At 42.3% G+C, this 21,890-nt stretch carries 21 protein-coding genes; 11 read left to right on the top strand and 10 right to left on the bottom strand.

Going from position 1 to position 21,890, the window contains the following annotated elements:
• Positions 1-92 precede the first annotated feature (92 nt).
• The 6 genes from KP803_RS08005 to metF all read left to right on the top strand — a co-directional run bounded on the left by KP803_RS08005 (position 93) and on the right by metF (position 6,977).
• Positions 93-1,106 (top strand): NAD-dependent epimerase, encoded by a 1,014-nt coding sequence (locus KP803_RS08005; protein ID WP_248008306.1) that lies wholly within the window; start codon positions 93-95, stop codon positions 1,104-1,106.
• Positions 1,103-2,218 (top strand): glycosyltransferase family 4 protein, encoded by a 1,116-nt coding sequence (locus KP803_RS08010; RefSeq protein ID WP_248008307.1) that lies wholly within the window; start codon positions 1,103-1,105, stop codon positions 2,216-2,218. Before KP803_RS08005 ends, KP803_RS08010 begins: the two co-directional genes overlap by 4 nt.
• A 9-nt stretch (positions 2,219-2,227) precedes the next feature.
• A complete protein-coding gene (locus tag KP803_RS08015) occupies positions 2,228-3,394 on the top strand; it encodes a nucleotide sugar dehydrogenase (protein WP_248008308.1) in 1,167 nt (388 codons plus the stop codon).
• A 133-nt stretch (positions 3,395-3,527) separates the two neighbouring features.
• Positions 3,528-4,358, top strand: a complete 831-nt coding sequence (galU, locus tag KP803_RS08020) for a UTP--glucose-1-phosphate uridylyltransferase GalU (RefSeq protein ID WP_248008309.1) — start codon at positions 3,528-3,530, stop codon at positions 4,356-4,358.
• A gap of 363 nt (positions 4,359-4,721) precedes the next feature.
• A complete protein-coding gene (gene wecA, locus KP803_RS08025; protein WP_248008310.1) occupies positions 4,722-5,816 on the top strand; it encodes a UDP-N-acetylglucosamine--undecaprenyl-phosphate N-acetylglucosaminephosphotransferase in 1,095 nt (364 codons plus the stop codon).
• A 270-nt stretch (positions 5,817-6,086) separates the two neighbouring features.
• On the top strand, positions 6,087-6,977 hold the full coding sequence (metF, locus tag KP803_RS08030; RefSeq protein WP_248008311.1) for a methylenetetrahydrofolate reductase: 891 nt from the start codon (positions 6,087-6,089) through the stop codon (positions 6,975-6,977).
• 124 nt (positions 6,978-7,101) lie between these two features.
• On the opposite strand, the gene zapB is transcribed toward metF, so the two are convergent.
• Positions 7,102-7,344, bottom strand: a complete 243-nt coding sequence (zapB, locus tag KP803_RS08035) for a cell division protein ZapB (protein ID WP_248008312.1) — start codon at positions 7,342-7,344, stop codon at positions 7,102-7,104.
• Positions 7,345-7,633: 289 nt separating this feature from the next.
• On the opposite strand from zapB, the gene glpX reads away from it, so the two are divergent.
• Positions 7,634-8,641 carry a class II fructose-bisphosphatase gene (glpX, locus tag KP803_RS08040; RefSeq protein ID WP_248008313.1) on the top strand — a complete coding sequence of 336 codons (1,008 nt, stop codon included), beginning with the start codon at positions 7,634-7,636 and terminating at the stop codon, positions 8,639-8,641.
• Between the two features lie 64 nt (positions 8,642-8,705).
• Here glpX and KP803_RS08045 read toward each other — a convergent pair whose 3' ends face one another.
• The 3 genes from KP803_RS08045 to KP803_RS08055 form a co-directional block, all read right to left on the bottom strand.
• A complete protein-coding gene (locus tag KP803_RS08045) occupies positions 8,706-10,151 on the bottom strand; it encodes an ATP-binding cassette domain-containing protein (RefSeq protein WP_248008314.1) in 1,446 nt (481 codons plus the stop codon).
• Between the two features lie 304 nt (positions 10,152-10,455).
• Complete coding sequence (gene groL, locus KP803_RS08050; protein WP_248008315.1) at positions 10,456-12,102, bottom strand: chaperonin GroEL; 1,647 nt, start codon at positions 12,100-12,102, stop codon at positions 10,456-10,458.
• Between the two features lie 71 nt (positions 12,103-12,173).
• On the bottom strand, positions 12,174-12,464 hold the full coding sequence (locus KP803_RS08055) for a co-chaperone GroES (RefSeq protein WP_248008316.1): 291 nt from the start codon (positions 12,462-12,464) through the stop codon (positions 12,174-12,176).
• A 277-nt stretch (positions 12,465-12,741) separates the two neighbouring features.
• On the opposite strand from KP803_RS08055, the gene KP803_RS08060 reads away from it, so the two are divergent.
• Positions 12,742-13,359 (top strand): helix-turn-helix transcriptional regulator, encoded by a 618-nt coding sequence (locus KP803_RS08060; RefSeq protein WP_248008317.1) that lies wholly within the window; start codon positions 12,742-12,744, stop codon positions 13,357-13,359.
• Between the two features lie 47 nt (positions 13,360-13,406).
• Here the strand turns inward: KP803_RS08060 and KP803_RS08065 are convergent, their stop codons facing one another.
• Positions 13,407-14,384, bottom strand: a complete 978-nt coding sequence (locus KP803_RS08065) for a sensor domain-containing diguanylate cyclase (RefSeq protein WP_248008318.1) — start codon at positions 14,382-14,384, stop codon at positions 13,407-13,409.
• Complete coding sequence (locus KP803_RS08070) at positions 14,381-15,322, bottom strand: response regulator (RefSeq protein ID WP_248008319.1); 942 nt, start codon at positions 15,320-15,322, stop codon at positions 14,381-14,383. The genes KP803_RS08065 and KP803_RS08070 overlap by 4 nt, the downstream gene beginning before the upstream one ends.
• A gap of 426 nt (positions 15,323-15,748) precedes the next feature.
• Between KP803_RS08070 and KP803_RS08075 the strand changes: the two genes are divergently transcribed.
• Positions 15,749-16,090 carry a DUF3135 domain-containing protein gene (locus KP803_RS08075; RefSeq protein ID WP_248008320.1) on the top strand — a complete coding sequence of 114 codons (342 nt, stop codon included), beginning with the start codon at positions 15,749-15,751 and terminating at the stop codon, positions 16,088-16,090.
• Positions 16,091-16,113: 23 nt separating this feature from the next.
• Here KP803_RS08075 and birA read toward each other — a convergent pair whose 3' ends face one another.
• Both birA and murB read right to left on the bottom strand, forming a co-directional pair.
• A complete protein-coding gene (gene birA, locus KP803_RS08080) occupies positions 16,114-17,118 on the bottom strand; it encodes a bifunctional biotin--[acetyl-CoA-carboxylase] ligase/biotin operon repressor BirA (RefSeq protein WP_248008321.1) in 1,005 nt (334 codons plus the stop codon).
• Positions 17,115-18,203 (bottom strand): UDP-N-acetylmuramate dehydrogenase, encoded by a 1,089-nt coding sequence (gene murB, locus KP803_RS08085; RefSeq protein ID WP_248008322.1) that lies wholly within the window; start codon positions 18,201-18,203, stop codon positions 17,115-17,117. The genes birA and murB overlap by 4 nt, the downstream gene beginning before the upstream one ends.
• Positions 18,204-18,267: 64 nt before the next feature.
• On the opposite strand from murB, the gene KP803_RS08090 reads away from it, so the two are divergent.
• Both KP803_RS08090 and pssA read left to right on the top strand, forming a co-directional pair.
• A complete protein-coding gene (locus KP803_RS08090) occupies positions 18,268-18,729 on the top strand; it encodes a GNAT family N-acetyltransferase (RefSeq protein WP_248008323.1) in 462 nt (153 codons plus the stop codon).
• A gap of 126 nt (positions 18,730-18,855) precedes the next feature.
• The gene (pssA, locus tag KP803_RS08095) at positions 18,856-20,196 is read left to right on the top strand and encodes a CDP-diacylglycerol--serine O-phosphatidyltransferase (RefSeq protein WP_248008324.1); all 1,341 of its coding nucleotides are present in this window, start codon (positions 18,856-18,858) and stop codon (positions 20,194-20,196) included.
• A 47-nt stretch (positions 20,197-20,243) separates the two neighbouring features.
• Here pssA and KP803_RS08100 read toward each other — a convergent pair whose 3' ends face one another.
• Together KP803_RS08100 and KP803_RS08105 are read right to left on the bottom strand one after the other, a co-directional pair.
• Positions 20,244-20,801: a sugar transferase gene (locus KP803_RS08100; RefSeq protein WP_248008325.1), complete on the bottom strand. Its 558-nt coding sequence runs from the start codon at positions 20,799-20,801 to the stop codon at positions 20,244-20,246.
• A gap of 18 nt (positions 20,802-20,819) precedes the next feature.
• Entirely contained in the window at positions 20,820-21,785 is a 966-nt protein-coding gene (locus KP803_RS08105) for a UDP-glucose 4-epimerase family protein (protein WP_248008326.1), read from the bottom strand.
• Positions 21,786-21,890 lie beyond the last annotated feature (105 nt).

The raw sequence follows: 21,890 nt of genomic DNA on the forward strand, positions 1-21,890 counted from the left end.
GAAAAAGCGAACCATGGTAACAACTACCTTTCGCAAGTGCTGCAGGTCAAGAGGCTTCGTAACCTTGTTCTGCTTTAGATAAAGGAATAAAAATGAAATATTTAGTAACAGGTGCTGCCGGTTTTATTGGTAGTGCCGTAGTCGAGCAATTAACAGCAAAAGGTCATCAAGTCGTTGGTATTGATAATCTTAATGATTATTACGATGTCGCATTAAAACAAGCTCGTCTTGATCGTACTCAACATGCTAATTTTTCTCTTGTTCAATTAGATATCGCAGAACGTGATGATGTGGCTAGTTTATTTAAAACAGAACAATTTGACCAAGTTATTCACCTCGCCGCACAAGCAGGCGTTCGTTATTCAATTGAAAACCCACACGCTTATGCTGATTCTAACTTAATAGGTCATTTGAATGTTCTTGAGGGATGCCGCCAGAACAATGTTAAACACTTAGTTTATGCTTCTTCTAGTTCTGTTTATGGGTTAAATGCTAAAACCCCTTTTGCTACCTCAGACTCTGTCGATCATCCTGTATCTCTCTATGCAGCAACGAAGAAATCTAACGAGTTAATGGCACACAGCTATTCTCACCTATACGATATTCCAACAACAGGTCTACGCTTCTTTACTGTTTATGGTTCATGGGGTCGCCCTGATATGGCACCGTTTATCTTCACTAAAAAGATTTTAAATGGTGACACCATCGACATTAATAACAATGGCGATATGTGGCGCGACTTCACACATGTTGACGACATCGTAGAAGGGATTATTCGTATTGCTGACGTAGTCCCTACTCGAAACAGGGATTGGACTGTTGAAACTGGCTCGCCAGCAACTAGCTCCGCTCCTTACGCTGTTTATAACATTGGCCACGGATCTCCAATTAAGTTAATGGACTTTGTACAAGCCATTGAAGATGAACTAGGCATTGAAGCGAAAAAGAACTTTCGCGAAATGCAGCCGGGTGATGTTTACCAAACTTACGCAGATACCACTGACCTATTTGAAGCTACGGGTTATAAACCCAAAGTTGGCATTAAAGAAGGTGTGAAAGAGTTCATTGATTGGTATCGTAGTTATTACAATCACGAGGCAAAATGAAAACTGTTGCAATAACGTCTAACACCAGTTGGTATCTTTATAACTTTCGAAAAAATACCATATTGGCACTGCTTAATGAAGGTTATCGAGTTTTAGCCATCGCCCCTAAAGACGACTACTCAAAAAAGCTTGAGGAACTTGGGGCTGAATATCACCATATCGCCATTGATCAGGGTGGTACAAACCCTGTTAAAGACATCAGCACCTTCTTTGGCTTCGCAAATCTGTATCGAAAACTACGTCCTGATGTGGTTTTGAATTTTACGCCTAAAAATAATATTTACAGCACATTGGCTGGGCGTTTGTTTGGCGCAAAGTCGATCAATAATATTGCAGGTCTTGGCATGGTGTTCATTAATGAAAACACTACCGCTAAGTTAGCTCGCCTTCTGTATAAAATTAGCCAACCAAAAGCACACACTATCTTCTTTCAAAATGATGATGACAGAGCGCTGTTCTCAAAACACAATTTAGCACCAATGGACATTACTGACCGAGTACCTGGATCTGGTGCCGATTTATCGCGTTTTACTATTACCCCTAGTGATGATGATGGTGTTACTCGCTTCCTTCTTATCGCAAGAATGCTTTATGACAAAGGCATTGGTCACTACGTTGAAGCAGCGCGTGAACTTAAAGCAAAGTACGGCGATAAGGTTGAATTTCGATTATTGGGTTTTTTAGATGTGAACAACCCATCAGCTGTCTCAAAGCAAGAAATGCAATCTTGGGTTGATGAGGGCATTGTGAACTACCTTGGCGTATCTGATTCTGTAGAAAACGAAATCGCACAGGTTGATTGCATGGTTCTCCCTTCCTTTTATCGAGAAGGTGTCCCTAAATCTTTGCTTGAGGCTTGTGCTATGGGGAAACCTATTGTCACGACAGACAACGTAGGCTGCCGTGAAACAGTCGACGATAATATTAATGGTTATCTGTGTGAGCCAAAAAGTACAGAAAGCCTTATCGAAAAGTTAGATGCAATGATTAATCTTCCCCATACAGAGCGCTTACAAATGGGTGAGAAGAGTCGTGAAAAAGTTGAGAAAGAATTTGATGAGCAAATAGTGATCAACAAATATTTGCAGGCCGTCAGAACCGCTATTAAATAGGTAAGAAGAATGAAAATCGCAATTGCAGGTACGGGCTATGTTGGCCTATCAAACGCTATGTTATTGGCTCAGCACCACGAAGTGGTTGCTGTTGATATCATTGCTGAAAAAGTTGAGATGCTGAACAATAAGCAATCTCCTATCGTTGACTCAGAAATTACTGACTTTCTAGATAACAAAACACTCAACTTCACTGCAACATTAGATAAAAAATCAGCTTATAAAAATGCTGAATTCGTTATTATCGCTACCCCTACTGATTACGATGTTGAAACCAATTACTTCAACACTTCATCAGTAGAAGCCGTAATTAAAGACGTCATGCAGATTAACCCAGACGCTGTCATGGTGATTAAATCAACGGTGCCTGTTGGTTACACGCAGCGTATAAAACAAGAGCTTGAGTGCGAAAACCTAATCTTCTCTCCAGAATTCCTACGCGAAGGTAAAGCACTGTACGACAACCTCCACCCTTCTCGCATTGTTGTGGGCGAGCGATCTGAGCGGGCTAAAGTTTTTGCTAACCTGCTATTGGAAGGCGCTGTAAAACAAGATGTTGAAATCTTATTCACTGACGCAACAGAAGCAGAAGCGGTTAAGCTATTCTCTAATACTTACTTAGCCTTGCGTGTTGCCTATTTTAACGAGTTAGATACCTACGCGGAAACGCACGGTCTTGACACACGTCAAATCATTGAAGGTGTTAGCTTAGACCCACGTATAGGCAACCACTACAATAACCCATCCTTTGGTTACGGTGGCTACTGCTTGCCAAAAGATACTAAACAACTTCGTGCAAACTATTCTGATGTACCAAATAACATCATTGGTGCAATTGTAGATGCCAACACGACACGTAAAGACTTCATCGCTGACTCGATTATCAAGACAAACCCAAGACGTGTGGGTATTTACCGCTTGGTAATGAAATCAGGTTCAGACAACTTCCGTGCATCGAGTATTCAAGGCATCATGAAACGTCTTAAAGCGAAAGGCATCGAAGTTGTGGTGTTTGAGCCTGAACTAAAAGAGAAAGAGTTCTTCCGCTCGCTCGTACTCTCTGACTTTGAGCAGTTTAAATCAAGCTGCGATGTGATCGTCTCAAACCGCATGGCCGAAGAGCTGGCTGATGTGGCAGATAAGGTCTACACACGCGACCTGTTTGGTAGCGATTAACCCTCTAAGCTTGCTATCTAAAGCATAAATAATAAGGCAGCCTTAATCTTACAGGCTGTCTTTTTTAGTCCACAAGATAATTTCTAATTGCTGATTTTTATAAAAACAACTCAGTACCGTTAAGGCTTTCCTAATGATTAAAAAATGTCTATTCCCTGCCGCTGGCTACGGCACACGCTTTTTACCTGCCACTAAATCCATGCCCAAAGAGATGATGCCCGTGGTGAACAAACCACTGATTGAATACGGTGTCGAAGAAGCCATTCAAGCGGGTCTGAATGGCATGTGCATTGTTACCGGTCGTGGTAAGCATTCCATCATGGATCACTTTGATAAAAACTACGAACTAGAACATCAAATCAGCGGCACAACCAAAGAAGATCTATTAATTGATATTCGCGACATTATCGACAGCGCAAACTTTACTTACATCCGCCAAAAAGAGATGAAAGGTCTGGGTCACGCTATTTTAACTGGCCGCGAATTAATTGGTAACGAGCCGTTTGCTGTGGTACTAGCGGACGACTTATGTGTGAATGAAGAGCAAGGAGTATTAGCGCAAATGGTGGCGCTACATAAACAGTTTCGCTGCTCGATTGTTGCGGTTCAAGAAGTCCCAGAAAAGGAAACGCATAAATATGGCGTGATTTCAGGCGAGATGATCAAAGATGACATTTTCCGAGTAGACGATATGGTTGAAAAGCCAGAGCAAGGTACTGCGCCAAGTAACCTTGCGATTATTGGTCGCTACATTTTAACCCCTGATATCTTCGAGCTGATCGAACAAACTGAACCTGGTAAAGGTGGTGAGATTCAAATTACCGATGCCCTACTCAAACAAGCGCAAGCTGGCTGCGTTTTAGCTTACAAATTCAAAGGCAAACGTTTTGATTGCGGAAGTGTTGAAGGTTACATAGACGCCACCAACTACTGCTTTGAAAATATGTATAAAGCAGGTAAATAGCTTTAAAAAAGTTCATTGACTAAAGGTACTGTCATCAATAGCAGTGCCTTTTTCTTTTCTGAAGTATTAAAGAATTCAAGCCAAAGGGAAGGTAATACTGAAAGGTTCAAACAGAAGGGGAAATAGTTAAAGCAATCTTGTAACAAGACATGTCCCAAGCAATGAATCGTACTATGCCTGATGATAATATGCGCAGCGCAACTACTATAGCGATAGTTTATTGATAAACAACACATTATAACAAAAAACGTGATAGCCATTCCTATAAAAATACAGGCTTAAATTTTTACTACTCTGTCTTTAAGTTTTAGATATCTAGTGATCTAAAAGAAAGGCCGAGATCTTGGTTCATTAAGGTTGAACATGATCCTCAATAATTTTTTAGATCTTTCTATTCTATTCTGTTTCTCATTTATCACACTATTCATCTATCGAAAGTTGGCTCGAAAGATTGGATTAGTTGACAAGCCTAATGCAAGAAAGCAGCACCAAGGAAGTGTTCCGTTAGTTGGCGGACTATCTATCTGCACCGCTTTATTATTTTATATCTATTTTCATATTGGCTTTGCTCCACGATCCATTATTTACTCCATGAGTGTCTTACTATTGGTGCTAGTAGGTGTGATAGACGATAAGTTTGACATCTCTTTCAAAGTTAGACTTGCTGTTCAGGTAGGTCTATCTGCCATAATGATGTTAGCAGCGAACTTGAAGCTTCAATTTGTTGGTGATGTCCTCAGTATGGGCAGTATTCACCTTGGCATCTTTTCTTATTTTATTACTGTTATAGCTGTAGTTGGGGCAATTAATGCCTTTAACATGGTAGATGGCATTGATGGCTTGTTAGGCGGTTTAGCGGTTGTCACGTTTGGCGCGCTAAGCATCATCTTATACCTCGCTGGTGCAGAAGAGTTTGGCTTTCTGTGTATCGTCATCATTGTTTCTATATTACCTTATATAATGATGAACCTTGGCATTCTTGGACGCGAAAGAAAAGTATTCATGGGTGATGCGGGAAGTATGTTAATTGGTTTCACTGTCATTTGGTTTATTTTGATTGCCACTCAGGAAGAAGCAATTCAAATTATGCGGCCTATCACTGCATTATGGCTCATAGCGGTGCCTCTTATGGATATGGCTGCTATCATGTATCGCCGTATTCGTCGGGGAGATTCTCCATTTAAACCCGATCGTGAACACTTACATCATATTTTCCAGCGATTAGGTTGCACACCAAGGCAAACTCTCGCCATAATTTGTTTGATTGCAGCAGGCTTCGCGGGCTTTGGTATTTGGGGTGAGGTAAATCAAGTGCCTGAGCCTATTATGTTTGCTTTGTTTATTGCAGCATTCGTTGCATATGCGGTTTGCTTATCTCACATTTGGGTGATTACCTCTAAGCTTAGAAAACTGTTTCGTGTAGAGTCCTTACGGACATTTAAAAAAGTGACTCGTTAAGTTCGGCAGTAAATAAAATAGGGTATTTACCGTATAAATACCCTATTCTTTCTTGCCAGCTCTTTTGCCTCTTCCTCTCTGTTTCCACCTTTTTTAATCCTTCTTATTACCTACTTTTATTCCTCTTGAATTCCACTAATCATTCACATGAGAAAAATTCATAATCACACTGTTGACATTAAATCGTATTCATTAGATCCTGTAGACATATAGACGTCTAAACGTCGATTTTAAAGTTTGGTGATTAAAGCAATCACAGGGAGAGTTGAGATGGGATATACACACGCAGGTCACATAGACGCATTAAATCAAAATGTTGCTGAGCTTTCAGATAACATCAACGTGTCATTTGAGTTTTTTCCACCGAGTAGCGAAAAGATGGAAGAAACACTGTGGAGCTCAGTTCACCGTCTAAAAACACTTCAACCTAAATTTGTATCGGTAACTTACGGTGCAAACTCTGGTGAACGTGATCGTACCCACTCCATCATCAAAGATATTAAAGACCAAACCGGTCTTGTTGCAGCGCCTCACCTTACTTGTATTGACGCTTCTCGTGATGAGCTTATCCAGATCGCTGATGATTACTGGAACAATGGTATCGAGAGCATCGTGGCGCTTCGTGGTGATATCCCACCAGGTGGCGGCGCGCCTGATATGTACGCTTCAGACTTAGTCACACTACTTAAAGAGCGTCATGACTTTGATATCTCAGTTGCAGCTTTCCCAGAGGTTCACCCTGAAGCGAAAAGCGCTCAAGCAGATTTAATAAACCTTAAGCGTAAGATCGACGCAGGTGCAAGCCGAGCAATTACCCAGTTCTTCTTTGATGTGGAAAGCTACCTACGTTTTCGTGACCGCTGTGTAGCAGCTGGAATCGACGCTGAAATCGTACCGGGTATTCTTCCTGTTTCTAACTTCAAGCAAGCATCACGCTTTGCAGCGATGAACAACGTAAAAGTACCAGGTTGGATGGCGAAACAGTTTGAAGGCTTAGATGATGATCCAACAACTCGTCAACTAGTTGGTGCTAGCCAAGCAATTGATATGGTTCGAACACTAAGCCGTGAAGGTGTAAAAGACTTCCACTTCTACACGTTAAACCGCGCAGAGATGACCTACGCTCTTTGCCACACACTGGGCGTTCGCCCACAAGGTTAATTCTCGTAAAATGCGAGCCTTACAGATACAGCATATACAAAAACGCCAACGATCATTCGTTGGCGTTTTTCTTTAGTACTTAATAAGCCTAAACCTAAAAGCAAAGCTCTAATAAATCCTGAACTTATTCTACTTCGTCCATTTTACCAAGCAGGCCACGGATGCGCTCTTGCCATGCCGATTGCTCTTGTTGCATCTGCTCTGTTTTTTGCTCTAGCGCTTCACGATTTGCTTTAAGCTCATTAGCTTCATTCGCTAGCTGTTGCTTTTCTTCTTTTAGCTCTTCAACTTCCATTTGTAGCAGTGAAATTGTATCGACTGCTGTTTGAATCTTTGCTTCTAGTTGCTCTAATACTTCAAAAGACATTATTAGCCTACCTTTCTGTGCGCTTTAGTCGTTGTTTGGTGAGTGTTGCTCTTACCCCCATTCTACTCAGCCATGAAAAGATAAACACCTGCTAACTTCGATAATTCATATCATTCGCTCAAAATTCATACGTATATTGACAAACCGCTGACTGTTGCTCCGATCCGCTACAATATTTCATTCAAAATCGGCAAAATGGAATCGATTCGACAAAAAAGCAAACGTTTCCGATTCGTTGTGGTAAAATCGCGCCGAATTTTTCCTATTCCCTTTCATATTTGGAGTCATCATGAAACGCGACTTAGCTTTGGCTTTTTCACGAGTAACTGAAGGTGCTGCGTTAGCAGGTTATAAATGGCTTGGCCGTGGCGATAAGATTGCCGCTGACGGCGCGGCTGTTGAAGTTATGCGCACACTACTAAATAAAACCGAAATTAGCGGCGAGATCGTTATCGGTGAAGGTGAGATTGATGATGCTCCGATGCTTTTCATCGGAGAAGAAGTAGGTAAAGGTGGTGATGCTGTCGATATCGCCGTTGACCCAATTGAAGGTACACGCATGACAGCAATGGGGCAATCAAATGCTCTTGCTGTTCTTGCAGCTGGTGAGAAAGGCAGCTTCTTGAAAGCACCTGATATGTACATGGAAAAGCTCGTGGTTGGCCCTGGCGCTAAAGGTTGCATTGACCTTGAGAAACCACTAACAGAAAACCTAGAGAACATTGCTAAGGCTCTTGGTAAAACTCTAGATACTCTAGTAGTAACCACACTTGCAAAGCCTCGTCACGATAAAGTGATTGCCGAGATGCAAGCGATGGGTGTACGCGTTTTTGCTGTGCCAGATGGCGATGTTGCCGCTTCAATCCTAACTTGTATGCCTGATAGCGAAGTTGATGTGATGTACTGCATCGGCGGCGCACCTGAAGGTGTAGTTTCTGCTGCTGTTATCCGCGCTCTAGACGGCGACATGCACGGTAAGCTTCTTCCTCGTCACGAAGTGAAAGGCGATACTGAAGAGAACCGCAAACACGGCGAAGAAGAACTTAAACGCTGTGAAGAGATGGGCGTTAAGACGGGTATCGTTCTAAAAATGGAAGACATGGCACGCAGTGACGATGTTGTTTTCGCAGCAACAGGCATCACGAAAGGCGATCTCCTAGAAGGCATTGCTCGTAAAGGCAACATTGCAACAACGGAAACGCTAGTTATCCGTGGTCGCTGCCGCACGATTCGCCGAATTAAGTCTACACACTACCTTGAGCGTAAAGACCCAGAAGTACGCGATCACATTCTTTAATTAGAGTGTTTTGATATTGATAGAAGGCTTCGTTCTAAAATGAAGCCTTTTTAATCACCCTAGACTACTCGATATGAGTAGTGACCGCTTTATGCCCTTCTCTATCCGGTACAAAATCGACAAAGTGCGTGATTGCATCTAGCGCATCTTCTTCATAGTGCGTGACATACAAAAGCTGGCTCAGATTCGCTTTAGCAATTCTATTCAGTGCAAAATAGACTAACTTACGATTAATAAAATCGAGCCCCTGATACGGCTCATCTAAAATCAATAATGCAGGTTGCTTAATCAACGCACGACCAATCAGTAACAAACGCTGCTGTCCGTAATCAAGGCTTCGAAAGCTGATACTAGCAAACTCTCTCATCTCTAGTACTTCAAGCCAGTGATGCGCAGTTTCAAGCTGTTTTTTACTTGGCTTTTCGTAAAGACCGATGGAGTCAAAAAAGCCCGATAGAAGTACATCTAATGCCTGACAGCTAACTCGATATTGTAAATGGAGCGCAGAGGAAACAATGCCTATCTGCTTTTTAATATCCCAGATAGTTTCACCACTACCGCGCTTCATTCCTAGTACACTGATATCGTTACAATAACACTGAGGGTGATCTCCCATAATAAGACCAAGCAATGTACTTTTACCACAGCCATTAGGCCCTCTAACCTGCCAATGCTCGCCCTGTTTTATTTGCCAGTTGAAGTCCTTGAAAATGATGCCATCTAGGTACTCCACTTTGACATCCTTCATAGAGACTAAGTTTTCAAGGTTAGAATCTACTGTTGGATTTTCTGCCATTAAGTGAAGTAACGCGTCACTTTTTTGTTTTGATAACGCTTGGATTTGCTCTCTTGCTGGGTGTGTGTGCCATTGTTCGACGCTCATCGTTTGAGTCAGGCTTTGGTGATCAAATAAAGCGACATTAGTGATGCACTCGGGCAGTTCATCTTCCCTAGAGGTTATGATAATGAGCTGTATTTGGGTCGCGCATTGATTAAGTAACTCAGTTAAAGCCAAACGGTGCTGGGTATCAAGCCCAGTATAGGGCTCGTCTAAAATGAGTAGCAGAGGCTTTTGAACCAGCGCTCGTGCAAGCATGACTCGGCGAGTCTCACCTGTTGATAGTTGTCGAAATTGGCGCTCTCGCAAGCCAAGTAAATCTGTTTTATCCAGTATCCTTTCAAGCTCATTTGCACTGCACCCTGCATCCAATATCAACTGCTCTACTGAGGTTCCATAATCTAAGCTATCTTGGAAATCGGTTTCATCTTTGGCGATTTCCTCTTCCAGCAATATTTGCTGCCTTTCAAGAGAGACACATGCAATAGGGCTAGGAAGCTCATGAATCTCACCATTATCTGGTATTAAATCACCACTTAGTATCTTCGCCACCAACGAAGCACTATGGCTGTGAGCGGCAAAAATGCCCCAATGTTGAGTCGAGTCGATTTTCCAGTCGTTGATTTTCAGTGAAGCGGCTTCACTCTCATAGCGAAGCTGTTGAATGTGCATAACCTGTCCTTGTTTTGCCTTGCCCTAGCTAAGTTGTATTCAATATTTCAACCCTTTGTATCCATAGTGCAAAATAACCGCACTAATTTCTAGTAGCACATCACCATCAATTTCAAAAACATTAGCCTCAAATGACAGACAAAAAAACCGAGACTAAAAAGCCTCGGTTCTCTATCTGATATTTGTTTAACTATCTCTTTAAGCTGTAACGTTTTATAGCAAGAAGAAAGCACGGAGTTTACGCTAGTAAATGAGTACTTTCGACGCCGCTATCAAGCTTTACAGCGACAAGATAAACAACAAATTACATCATGCCTGGCATGCCACCCATACCACCCATGCCGCCCATATCAGGCATAGCTGGACCAGAATCTTGTGGCTTGTCAGTTACCATTGCTTCTGTTGTGATCATAAGACCCGCAACTGATGCTGCGAACTGAAGTGCTGAACGAGTCACTTTAGTTGGATCCAGGATGCCCATTTCAATCATATCGCCGTATTCGCCTGTTGCAGCATTGTAACCGTAGTTACCTTCGCCAGCGCGTACGTTGTTAGCAACGACAGACTCTTCATCGCCTGCGTTCTTAGTGATTTGACGAATCGGTGCTTCCATTGCACGAAGTGCAACACGGATACCTACGTTTTGCTCTTCGTTGCTACCTTCTAGGCCAACAACTTTAGATGCAGCGCGGATAAGTGCAACACCACCACCAGCAACAACGCCTTCTTCAACCGCTGCACGAGTTGCGTGAAGAGCATCTTCTACACGGTCTTTCTTCTCTTTCATTTCAACTTCAGTTGCTGCGCCTACTTTTATTACCGCAACACCACCAGCAAGTTTTGCAACACGCTCTTGAAGTTTTTCTTTGTCGTAATCAGAGGTTGCTTCTTCGATCTGTTGACGCACTTGAGAAACGCGACCTTGAATCATCTCTTCTTCACCCGCACCATCAATGATGGTTGAGTTCTCTTTAGTGATAGTCACGCGCTTAGCTTGACCTAGGTCTTCTAGCGTTACTTTTTCAAGATCCAGACCAATCTCTTCAGAGATTACTGTGCCGCCCGTTAGGATAGCGATATCTTGAAGCATTGCTTTACGACGATCACCAAAGCCTGGCGCTTTAACTGCAGCAACTTTAACGATGCCACGCATGTTGTTCACAACAAGAGTTGCAAGCGCTTCGCCTTCTACATCTTCAGCGATGATTAGAAGTGGACGAGATGCTTTCGCTACTGCTTCTAGTGTTGGCAGTAGTTCACGAATGTTCGATACTTTCTTGTCGATAAGAAGGATGAATGGGTTTTCTAGATCAACAGAACCTGCTTCTTGGTTGTTCACGAAGTATGGAGATAGGTAACCGCGATCAAACTGCATACCTTCTACAACGTCTAGTTCATCTTGTAGAGCTTGACCTTCTTCAACCGTGATAACACCGTCACGGCCTACTTTTTCCATCGCTTCCGCAATGATGTTACCAACAGTTTCATCAGAGTTTGCAGAGATAGTACCTACTTGAGCGATCGCTTTAGTATCTTTACATTCAACAGAAAGATTCTTTAGCTCTTCTACTGCTGCGATAACTGCTTTATCAATACCGCGCTTAAGGTCCATTGGGTTCATGCCCGCTGCAACCGCTTTAAGGCCTTCAGTAATGATTGATTGTGCAAGAACCGTTGCGGTCGTTGTTCCGTCACCCGCTGCGTCGTTTGCTTGAGAAGCAACTTCTTTTACCATTTGTGCGCCCATGTTTTGGAACTTGTCTTCCAATTCAATTTCACGCGCTACAGAAACACCATCTTTAGTGATCGTTGGTGCACCAAATGATTTATCTAGAACAACGTTACGACCTTTAGGACCTAGCGTTACTTTTACAGCGTCAGCCAGAACGTTAACACCTTCTAGCATTTTAACTCGTGCGTCATTACCAAATTTTACGTCTTTAGCAGCCATCTTTAATTTCCTTTCTAAATTCGATTGTCGTTTTCGTTGTGATTCAGAATCAACTATTCAACGAGTGCTTATTACTCAACAATTGCCATGATGTCGTTTTCAGACATGATTAGAACTTCTTTACCGTCGATCTTCTCAGTCTTTGTACCGTAACCTTCAGCAAAGATAACCGTATCACCGACTTTAACATCCAGCTCTTGAACGCTACCATTTTCTAGGATGCGGCCTTTACCCACAGCGACTACTGTACCGCGAGTCGATTTTTCCGCTGCTGAACCTGTAAGTACGATGCCACCCGCTGACTTTGACTCAACTTCTTGGCGTTCTACGATAACTCGGTCGTGTAATGGACGAATGTTCATCGGTCGTCTCTCCTAAAAATTTCCATGAGGTTTGATAGATACTGGCACCTAGCAGTTATTGAAGGCGCTTCAGCTTGTGAAAGAGATGTGGGGGCATTCCAAAATATCCCAAGGGGGCAAAGGGGAATATTTGTGAGCAAACCTGCAAATAAATGGGATTAGTGACGTAACTTAAGCTTTGTCTAATCAATCCTAATAGTAAATTCTTTGCTTTATTAAATCGTTACGACATAATTAAACGGTTACCGCATAATTGAGTAGCGGATACGAGGGAACAATGAAAAGTAGCGAAAAGATACTGCAAACGATCAAGGAAAATGGTGCGATCACCGCAAAGCAGTTAGCTCTCGATCTAGAGATGACCACTATGGGTGCAAGGCAACATCTTCAGCAATTAGAAGATGACGGACTGCTGAACTTTGAAGACATTAAAGTAAAAGTCGGCAGGCCTACGAGACACTGGACATTAACCAGTAAGGGCCACGCACAGTTTTCTGATCGTCATGGAGAACTCACCATTCAAATGATTGATGCGGTAGAGCGACTATTTGGTGAAGATGGACTAGAGAAAATCGCTGCCGATCGTGAAAAACAAACACTAGAGAATTACCAAAAGCTGATAGCAAGTAGTCACTCACTTGAAGAGAAGCTGACTATCCTTACCAAGCAGCGCCGTAATGAAGGGTATATGGCTGAGCTAGAGCCAATCGATAACGGCTATTTATTAGTTGAGAATCACTGCCCAATTTGTAAGGCTGCGACACGTAATCCAAAGCTGTGTACATCAGAGCTTAATGTATTTAAGGCACTGCTTGGAGAAGAGTATAGCGTCAATCGAGTTGAGCATATTGTGCAAGGGCAAAGACGTTGCGCTTATTACATCCATACCCTTTAATACTAAACAACGATGTTCACTCGTTTAAAGTAAGGTCTCACTGGCGCTCATAGTGCAAGTGAGTAAACCGTAGTTAGGTTTCTGCCGTTATCTTTGGATTTATACAGCGCAGTATCGGCTGCTTCTATCCATTGCGTTGCGGTCTCAATCTGAGTTCGGTTAAACTCACAAACTCCTAAACTAATGGTGTAGTTGATTGTCCCTTGCGCAGTTTTTATCTGGCTCTCTGCAATTCGTTTACGTAGTCTTTCGGCAAAATAGAGCGCTTGTTCATGCCCAGTGTTAGGCAGCAGAACTGCAAATTCCTCTCCACCATAGCGCCCAACAAAATCACTTTCTCTTGAAGTTTTTTCAGCAAGTTGAGCAGTATGGCGAATAACTTCATCTCCTATGCTATGACCATAGGTATCGTTCACTCGTTTAAAGAAGTCGATATCGAATATGACTAACGTCGAGACACGCTCATCATCGACTTTTAAACGACGACACTCTTTAATCAGTGACTGCTCCCAACAAGCTCGATTCAGTAGCCCTGTTAATCCATCAATTCGGCTTTTGTGCTCCAACTTTCGATTCGATTCATTCAGCAACATTTTGTTTTGCGCTGTATCAGAGACATCGCTGATCATCACGCACAAATGCGACACCTGACCAGACAACGAGCTCAATGGCGTAATCACCATGTTCTGATGCATTAACTCAAGCCCACGCGAGGCCGGAGAGAAGTTTTGGAACTCAAAAATATAGGCGCGATCTTCCCAAGAAGAAAACCCTTGAGTACCCAACGAAATAGTCGCATTGCATTTGGCTTCCATCCAGGCTTGTGGAAGATCAGTACACACACTAAAAAGTGGCTTATGTAGTATGTCCGAGGATGGAATGCCGCTGTAAGATTGCATAAAGCGATTCCACGCCATAACGTTAAACTCAAGGTCCAGAACAAAGATACCAACGTCCATTGTGTCAATAACCTGGGTGTACCAATGCAGCTCTTCTACTACATTAAGGTTGGATTCAACACTCATATCAACTCCATTACACGGTTTATCACTTGTTCCGAACCACTATCGAACATAAACAGCACTTCACACTCAAAGGCTTGCTTATCGCGATAAATAAACTCAACCGCTAAAGTATCATCACTAATACAGCTTGGTTTGGCGTACACCCTACTATCAACAACAACAGGTTGACGCAGTGAAATACTGACATCCATTTGCTCGCATAGTGAGGTCATAAATGAAGAGACGAACAGGTTTGCCACGTTGAGCACTACCTCGTTATAAGAGTTCTCTTCACTTGGGAATCCTAACCTTTCACCAATATGAGTGATCCCTTTTCCATGTAAGCAAATGAGAGCTTCACCATGCATGCCACTGCCGACAAAGCGCTGTGTTACGGCAGTTACCTCTTCACGATATAGAGCATCACGCAGCATCATATCGAGTTCAGCTTTTTCAATAGTACTGACTGTCGGAATGGGCAGGTGGATGAACTCCCCCAGAACAGAGGCTAAACTTCCAGCCCCTTGCCCTAGTGCAATATTAGCGATTTCTTTGAATTTAACTTGCGGAGAAATATCGTCAACTCGTACGCCATTGGCTTTAAAAATAAGACCAAGCCGCGTAAAAATTTCGGCTGCATAGCTATTAGAAAATGGTTTCTGAATAAAGGTATACGCGCCTAAGTCCATACAACGACTCACCGCTTGGGCTTGTACGTCGCCAGAAACCACCACCACTTTCGTTGGGTAGGTATGAGGCATCTGCTCTAATACTTGATAACCATCGATATCGGGCATAGTAAGATCGAGAAACATGACATCAATCGCTGTTTGATGTAAGTGCTGTAACGCTTGTTCGCCACCTTCGGCAAACAGCACGTTTTGATTCGGTAACAACTCGATACTTCTTGCTAGCATTTTTCGCGCAAGCGCAGAATCATCGCAGATAAGAATATTCATGGTTAGTGGCTAAAGGGGCTCATCATTTATCAACAACAAGAAACCAACTCACGTTATCCGGCTGGTCTCTCACGCATGCTTCTGGAATAAAGATCACTTTATAGTGTTAATCAATACACCATGTTAATAAATGGGTAAAGGCACGTTGTTTAAATTTAGAGCTTTGCTCATAGTTATTTCCTGATTTTTACTTTTAATTCATAGAAATAAGAAATGTTTCACTATTTTGAAAAGCAAGCAATTGCATATATAGCTGACGTCTCATAATTAAGAATCAAGACGTTCGTTCAAACTTTAAGCTATTTCATTGCGTAAGCTTAATGTAGTGTTGAAAAAAAGCTCAATGAGAAACATTGCTATTTTGGCTATAAAATAGACCGAAATTGTAAAATTAAAACGATAAACGCTGCTGTAGAGGAATTGGATATGAATGCCACGCCCTTAAATCAGACTCTTCCACCTTTTGATGAGTTAGTAGACTTGGCAAAGCACCACCCTGATGCTTTTGTTCAGTTTAAAAAGGACATGTGTGAGGAAATGATTTTATCTGCCTCTTCAGAGATGCAAGATCGCTTATGGGCACAACAGAGCCATATTGACCGTGTGGTGAGTCGATGTAAAAACCCAACTCACACCAATGTTATATTGATGAAAGAACTCTCTGAGCAGTTCCATCGTTTTCAGAACGTATTAGATGGACGAGAGAAGGTTACCCAGACCAGCGCAGATATTATCCCCTTTAAACCAAGAGATGATGAGTGGCGCTAAGAAGCGCCATGTAACTTTAAAGCCTACTGACTAGCTTCGTTGTTTCGTAGCGATATTTCCCCGCCAATAAAACTCTCTACGCCTTGCTCAGTTTCAAGTAGTACCGCGCCTTGTTCATTGATACCTCTGGCTATACCTTCTATCTCTCTTGAGCTCATAATCAGCTTCACTTTGCGATCTAAGAAGTTATCTAATCTATTCCAACGCTCAACAAAACCTGTCATGCCGCGCATCTCGTAATCATTTAGCGTGCTATGTAGCGTGTTGACCAGTGTTGCGGCCAACTCATTTCGATCAATAGGCGGTTGATTTGGTAGCGCATTACATACTTCAGATAAGCTTACCCATGGCTGAGTAATGTTTGAGGTTACTCCCTGATCATCTTGGTTATCAGCAACCATATTCAGGTTGATGCCCATACCAATCACAAGATTTGCCGCTGCACCTGCTTGACCTGACATTTCAACTAAAATGCCCGCAAGTTTCTTGTCCTGAAAATAGAGATCGTTTGGCCACTTTAGCTTAACGCCATCAATGCCTTGTTTTTCGAGGGCTTCAACAATTGCAACACCGACCACGAGGCTTAAGCCCATAGCTGCCGCCATACCTGCATCTAAGCGCCAGTAAATGGAAAGATACAGATTACTGCCAAACGGAGAAACCCACTCACGACCACGACGACCACGCCCTTTGGCTTGGTATTCAGCAATACAGACGGAACCTGATTCTAGTTGGTCAACTCTATCCAGCAGGTATTGATTGGTGGAGTCGATAATAGGGATGAGTTCTAATGGAGTGTCGACTTTAGATTTGAGTAACGCTTCATCTAAGAGCTGCATCGGTTTAGAAAGCTGGTAGCCCTTGCCTTGTACACTATATACATCCACGCCCCACTCTTGGATTCCTTTAATGTGCTTACCAATAGCTGCGCGTGACATACCTAGTTGTTCACCGAGATCTTGCCCAGAATGAAAGCCACCTTGAGAAAGCATGTTGAGAATCGTCAATTTTACGCTGTGGTCTTTCATTGTTCGTTCTCCACTTTAGCTCTTTCAGCCAGCATGGTTTTTAGATTAGTTTCGCCAGTGGCACTCATAAAACGAACTTCATGCTCAAGCTCTATGTTGTATCTGTCCAATACTGTCTGACGCACCTTCGCTGCTAACATCACTACATCGTTAGCGGTTGCATTATCTTTGTTAACAATAACTAGCGCTTGATTAGGGTGGACTTGCGCGCCACCAACCATCACGCCTTTTAGGCCACATTGATCGATAAGCCATCCCGCTGCAATCTTCATACCCTCACGGCCGTTTTCATCTATAGCAGGGTAAGCAACCATATCGGGAAAACGGGCCTGTAAGTCTTGAAACGTTGCCATAGAGATAATTGGGTTTTTAAAAAAGCTGCCCGCATTACCTGTTTCAGCTGGGTTTGGCAGCTTTTCCATACGCACCTGACAAACACAGTCAAAGATTTGCTTAGACGTTACCGTTGTTTCGTCAAAGGACTTTAATGGCCCATAACCAATATTCGGCTTCCAATACTTATCAAGTTTCAAACCTATAGCCACAACCACCACCTTTTGGTAGAGCTGATGCTTAAAGATAGAGTCCCGGTAGCCAAACTGGCACTCTTCACTCGCTAAGCGCTTTACTTCAAAGCTCTCAAGGCAAAGCACATCGACATACTCACATACATCTTTGAACTCAACACCGTATGCTCCAATATTTTGAATAGGCGCAGAGCCAGCACAGCCCGGGATCAATGCTAAGTTTTCTAATCCGTTATAGCCTTGATCTACACTCCATTTCACCAATGATGGCCAATCTTCTCCACCACTAACATGAAGATGATAATCACTATCAGATTCTTCTACATTAATGCCACTCAAACTATTGACGATAACCACACCTTGGTAGCGTTCAGTAAACAGCATATTGCTACCTTTACCCAAAATGAGCTTCGGCAATGATTGCCACAGCTTCGATTGATAAACCGCTTTCAATTGAGCTACGCTGGTCACTTCAAGTAAGAGTTCACACTGCTGCTCAATCGCAAAGGTGTGGTAAGAGCTAAGATTTGCATTAGATAGAGATTGCATGGCATTCATCGAGTAACTTAAACTGCCTCCATTCTACATGACAACAACGCAATTGGATAAGAGGAAGGTCAGAATGAGTGAGCAGAGCGCATCAGACAAGATAGAGCCAGAACTAACGATAGCTGTGCTGCCTCCAATAAAAGTGCCATTAGTCAATAAGCTTTATAAAGATCACTACCCTTCTGGCAAAGCAAAAAAAGATGAGCACATTATTACAGCCTCTACAAAGGGTGGCATAGTCGCTATGGTTCGGTTTCGAACCATTGAGCAGTATCGTTTACTCACTGGAATGTTAGTGATCCCAGAACATAGAGGAAAAAACATTGGGCATGCGCTTCTCCATTATTGCCATAGCCATGAGTTAACCCATAACGACTTCTGCTTTGCTTACCAGCATCTAGAATCGTTCTATATCCAGCATCAGTTTAAGACGGTTGACGTCGATACACTGCCCAACAGCCTCAAGAATCTATTCCAGCGCTACGTAAATAGTGGTAGAAGTCTCATTCCTATGCAGTTTCAGGTTGATAATTAGGCAACTGACCGCCTTTTCTGGTAAACGGTAGATTAAGTTTGGTAATATTCGTCTCTTGCTATTTTTTATGCTGGTTATAACGTTATATAACCAAGATGGCTTAACGATTAAGGTGATACGTCCGACATGATGGTCAATAGGAATCCATTAACTAAACTGCCAACCCTTGCCCTAGAACCTGAGAACTTTGATGTGCTCTATTCGGCGCAAGAGTTTCGAATTCGCATAATTAAAGCGATTCAGGAGGCAAGTAAACGGATTTACCTTGTAGCTCTTTATCTAGAAGATGATGAGGCTGGTCATGAGATCTTATCTGAGCTGTATAAAGCAAAACAAAAAAACCCAGAATTAGACGTGAATGTTTGTGTCGATTGGCACCGAGCGCAACGCGGCTTAATTGGCGCAGCACCTTCTGAAACCAATGCGGCAATGTATAAATCATTTGCTGACCAACATGAGCATAAAGTACCTGTTTACGGCGTACCAGTTCGTGGCAAAGAAGTGTTTGGTGTACTGCATTTAAAAGGTTTTATCATTGATGATGAAGTGATTTATAGCGGCGCAAGCTTAAATAACATCTACCTACACTATCAGGATCGTTACCGATTTGACCGCTACCATGTATTAAAGCAGCCAGCGCTTGCTGACAGTATGGTACGATTTATTCGTGATGCACTGATTGATCACCCTGCGGTTAACAACTTAGCTTGTGAAGCAAAGCCAACCACCAAAGATATAAAAGCCGATATTCGCCAACTACGAGCTTCCTTGGCTCAATCTAAGTATTTGTTTAAACCTGAATCTGTTAGCAATGAACAAATCGCTGTTACTCCATTAGTTGGTGTTGGTAAGCGTCGCAACAAACTGAACAACAGTGTTAACCAATTGCTTGCGGCTGCTAAAGATGAGATTTTCATCTGCACACCTTACTTTAACTTCCCACGTAGTGTGGCAAAAGAAGTGAAGAAAGCGATAAAACGCGGTGTGAAAGTGACGATAGTTGTGGGCGATAAAACAGCGAATGATTTCTACATATCTCCAGAAGAGACGTTTAAAACCATTGGCGGCTTGCCGTATCTGTATGAGATAAATCTGCGCAAGTTTGCCAAAGCCAATGAAGCTAACATCGCTAGCCGTAAACTTTCAATTCACCTTTGGAAGCACGACAGTAACAGCTTCCATCTAAAAGGTATTTGGATCGATAAGCGCTACATGCTACTGACGGGGAATAACCTAAACCCAAGAGCGTGGAAACTGGATCTTGAAAATGCGATTCTAATTCAAGATAACTACAACCACCTAACCGCAAAGTTTGAGTTAGAGGTTGAGAATATCTTGAAACATACTGATATGATTTGTGCGTATCGCCAATTAGAGAAGTTAGAACACTACCCAGCGCCAGTACAGAAGTTGATTCGTAAGATCACAAGAGTGAAAGCTGATCGGGTGTTAAAGCAGATTTTGTAGCACTCAAAGATTAACTTAACTAACTCGAGGGGTAGTTAAGTTAAGCTTTACGGCTTCTTCTTTACCCTATCACCGGAGCCTTTACCCAAAACTGTTTGCAGAATATATTTAAAATAGTGGGATATGGTTAGAGAGTTAATCATTTTAAGATCTAACTCGACGAGCTTTTTAGGAGTGGACATATCCACTTCATTGACTTGCGCTAAGCCTGTTATACCTGGTCTAACACTATAAATATTGTGCTTTCCCCTCAGCTTAACTAGCTCTTCCTGATTGAATAGCCCAGGTCGAGGTCCAACCAAACTCATCTCACCTTTAACTACATTAATCAGTTGTGGAAGCTCATCAAGCTTAGTTTTGCGTAACACCCCACCAAATTTAGTCACCGTGCTAGCACAAACAAGATGAGTAGCTACTGATTTAGTTTCAGCTGGCATTGTTCTAAATTTAACTAATGTAAAAGGCTTTTTGTCTTTACCTACGCGAGTTTGAGTAAAGATAGGTGAGCCGGTATCAAAATACCCGATCAGCCAAACAAGGAGAAGAACTGGCCATAGAAACACTAACCCTAAAAAGGATAAAACAAAATCTAAGAAACGAATCAAAACTCTACCTTTATTAAACTAGCTGTTACTCTTCAAAAATGCTTGTACGGCTCTGTTTACGCCATCTTGTGTCGAAATTTTCGGCTTCCACCCAAGTAACTTTTGAGTGTTAGACATATCAACCTGAAGGTTACTACATATCCGCTGTGAAATCTGTGGTTTGCCAATTAACTTTGCGCCCAGTTTTATCCAAGACATAGGTATAGGCAGCAAGCGGTTGGGTCTATTCATTGCTTTTGAGATTAATTCAATTAGACCTGTTGTTGATACATCTTGTTCATCAGCTACTAAGAAGGTTTCTCCAACTGCTTTGGGATGTTGACAACACAGTAAAATAAGATCAACAAGATTATCTCTAAAAACCAAGCTCCGCTGATTATGGATTGCTCCTAGGGGAAGCGGGAGCCCTTTTCGTATTATACTCATTAAATTTTCAAAGTTCGCCTTTACGCCCTCACCATAAACCAGGGGGGGGCGAATAATAACAACCTCGAATCCTGTTTCTTTGGCAAGAGCTTTTAACCCTATTTCAGCTTCGTATTTACTCAATCCGTAAGGGTCATTTGGAATACTCTCCAAATCCGGTTGAAATGCATTACCTTCTTTAGTGAATTCGCCATTCACTTTAATGGAGCTTAAAAATATAAATCGCCTTACACCAGCCTTTTCAGCCTGTTGTGCTAAATTTAATGTACCTGCTGCGTTGATCTCTCGATAAGCTTCTATTGCGTCTGTTTTTGACTCCTTCATCTGATGAACACGCGCAGCACAATGAACCACACAGTCCACACCCTCAAAGGCTCCGTCCCAGTTAGTTTTGGAGCTTATCGATGATACTATAAAGATTTCTCCATTTTTAGAATCCCATTTCTGAGTTAGGGTACTATCCCTTTTTACTTGGCAAACTTCCAAGTTAGAACTCATTGCCATTTCATAGAGACGCTGACCAACAAAGCCAGAGCTACCCGTTACTAATAATTTCATCTTTAACTTTCCAACCACTTTAAATTATCGCTTGCTTTTTAACCGCAATCAATTTGACGGCACAGTTTTACTAGATCTTAATCAATTCAACTAGCGTTTCGAGCT

Source organism: Vibrio amylolyticus (assembly GCF_023145695.1).
Taxonomy (GTDB): domain Bacteria; phylum Pseudomonadota; class Gammaproteobacteria; order Enterobacterales; family Vibrionaceae; genus Vibrio; species Vibrio amylolyticus.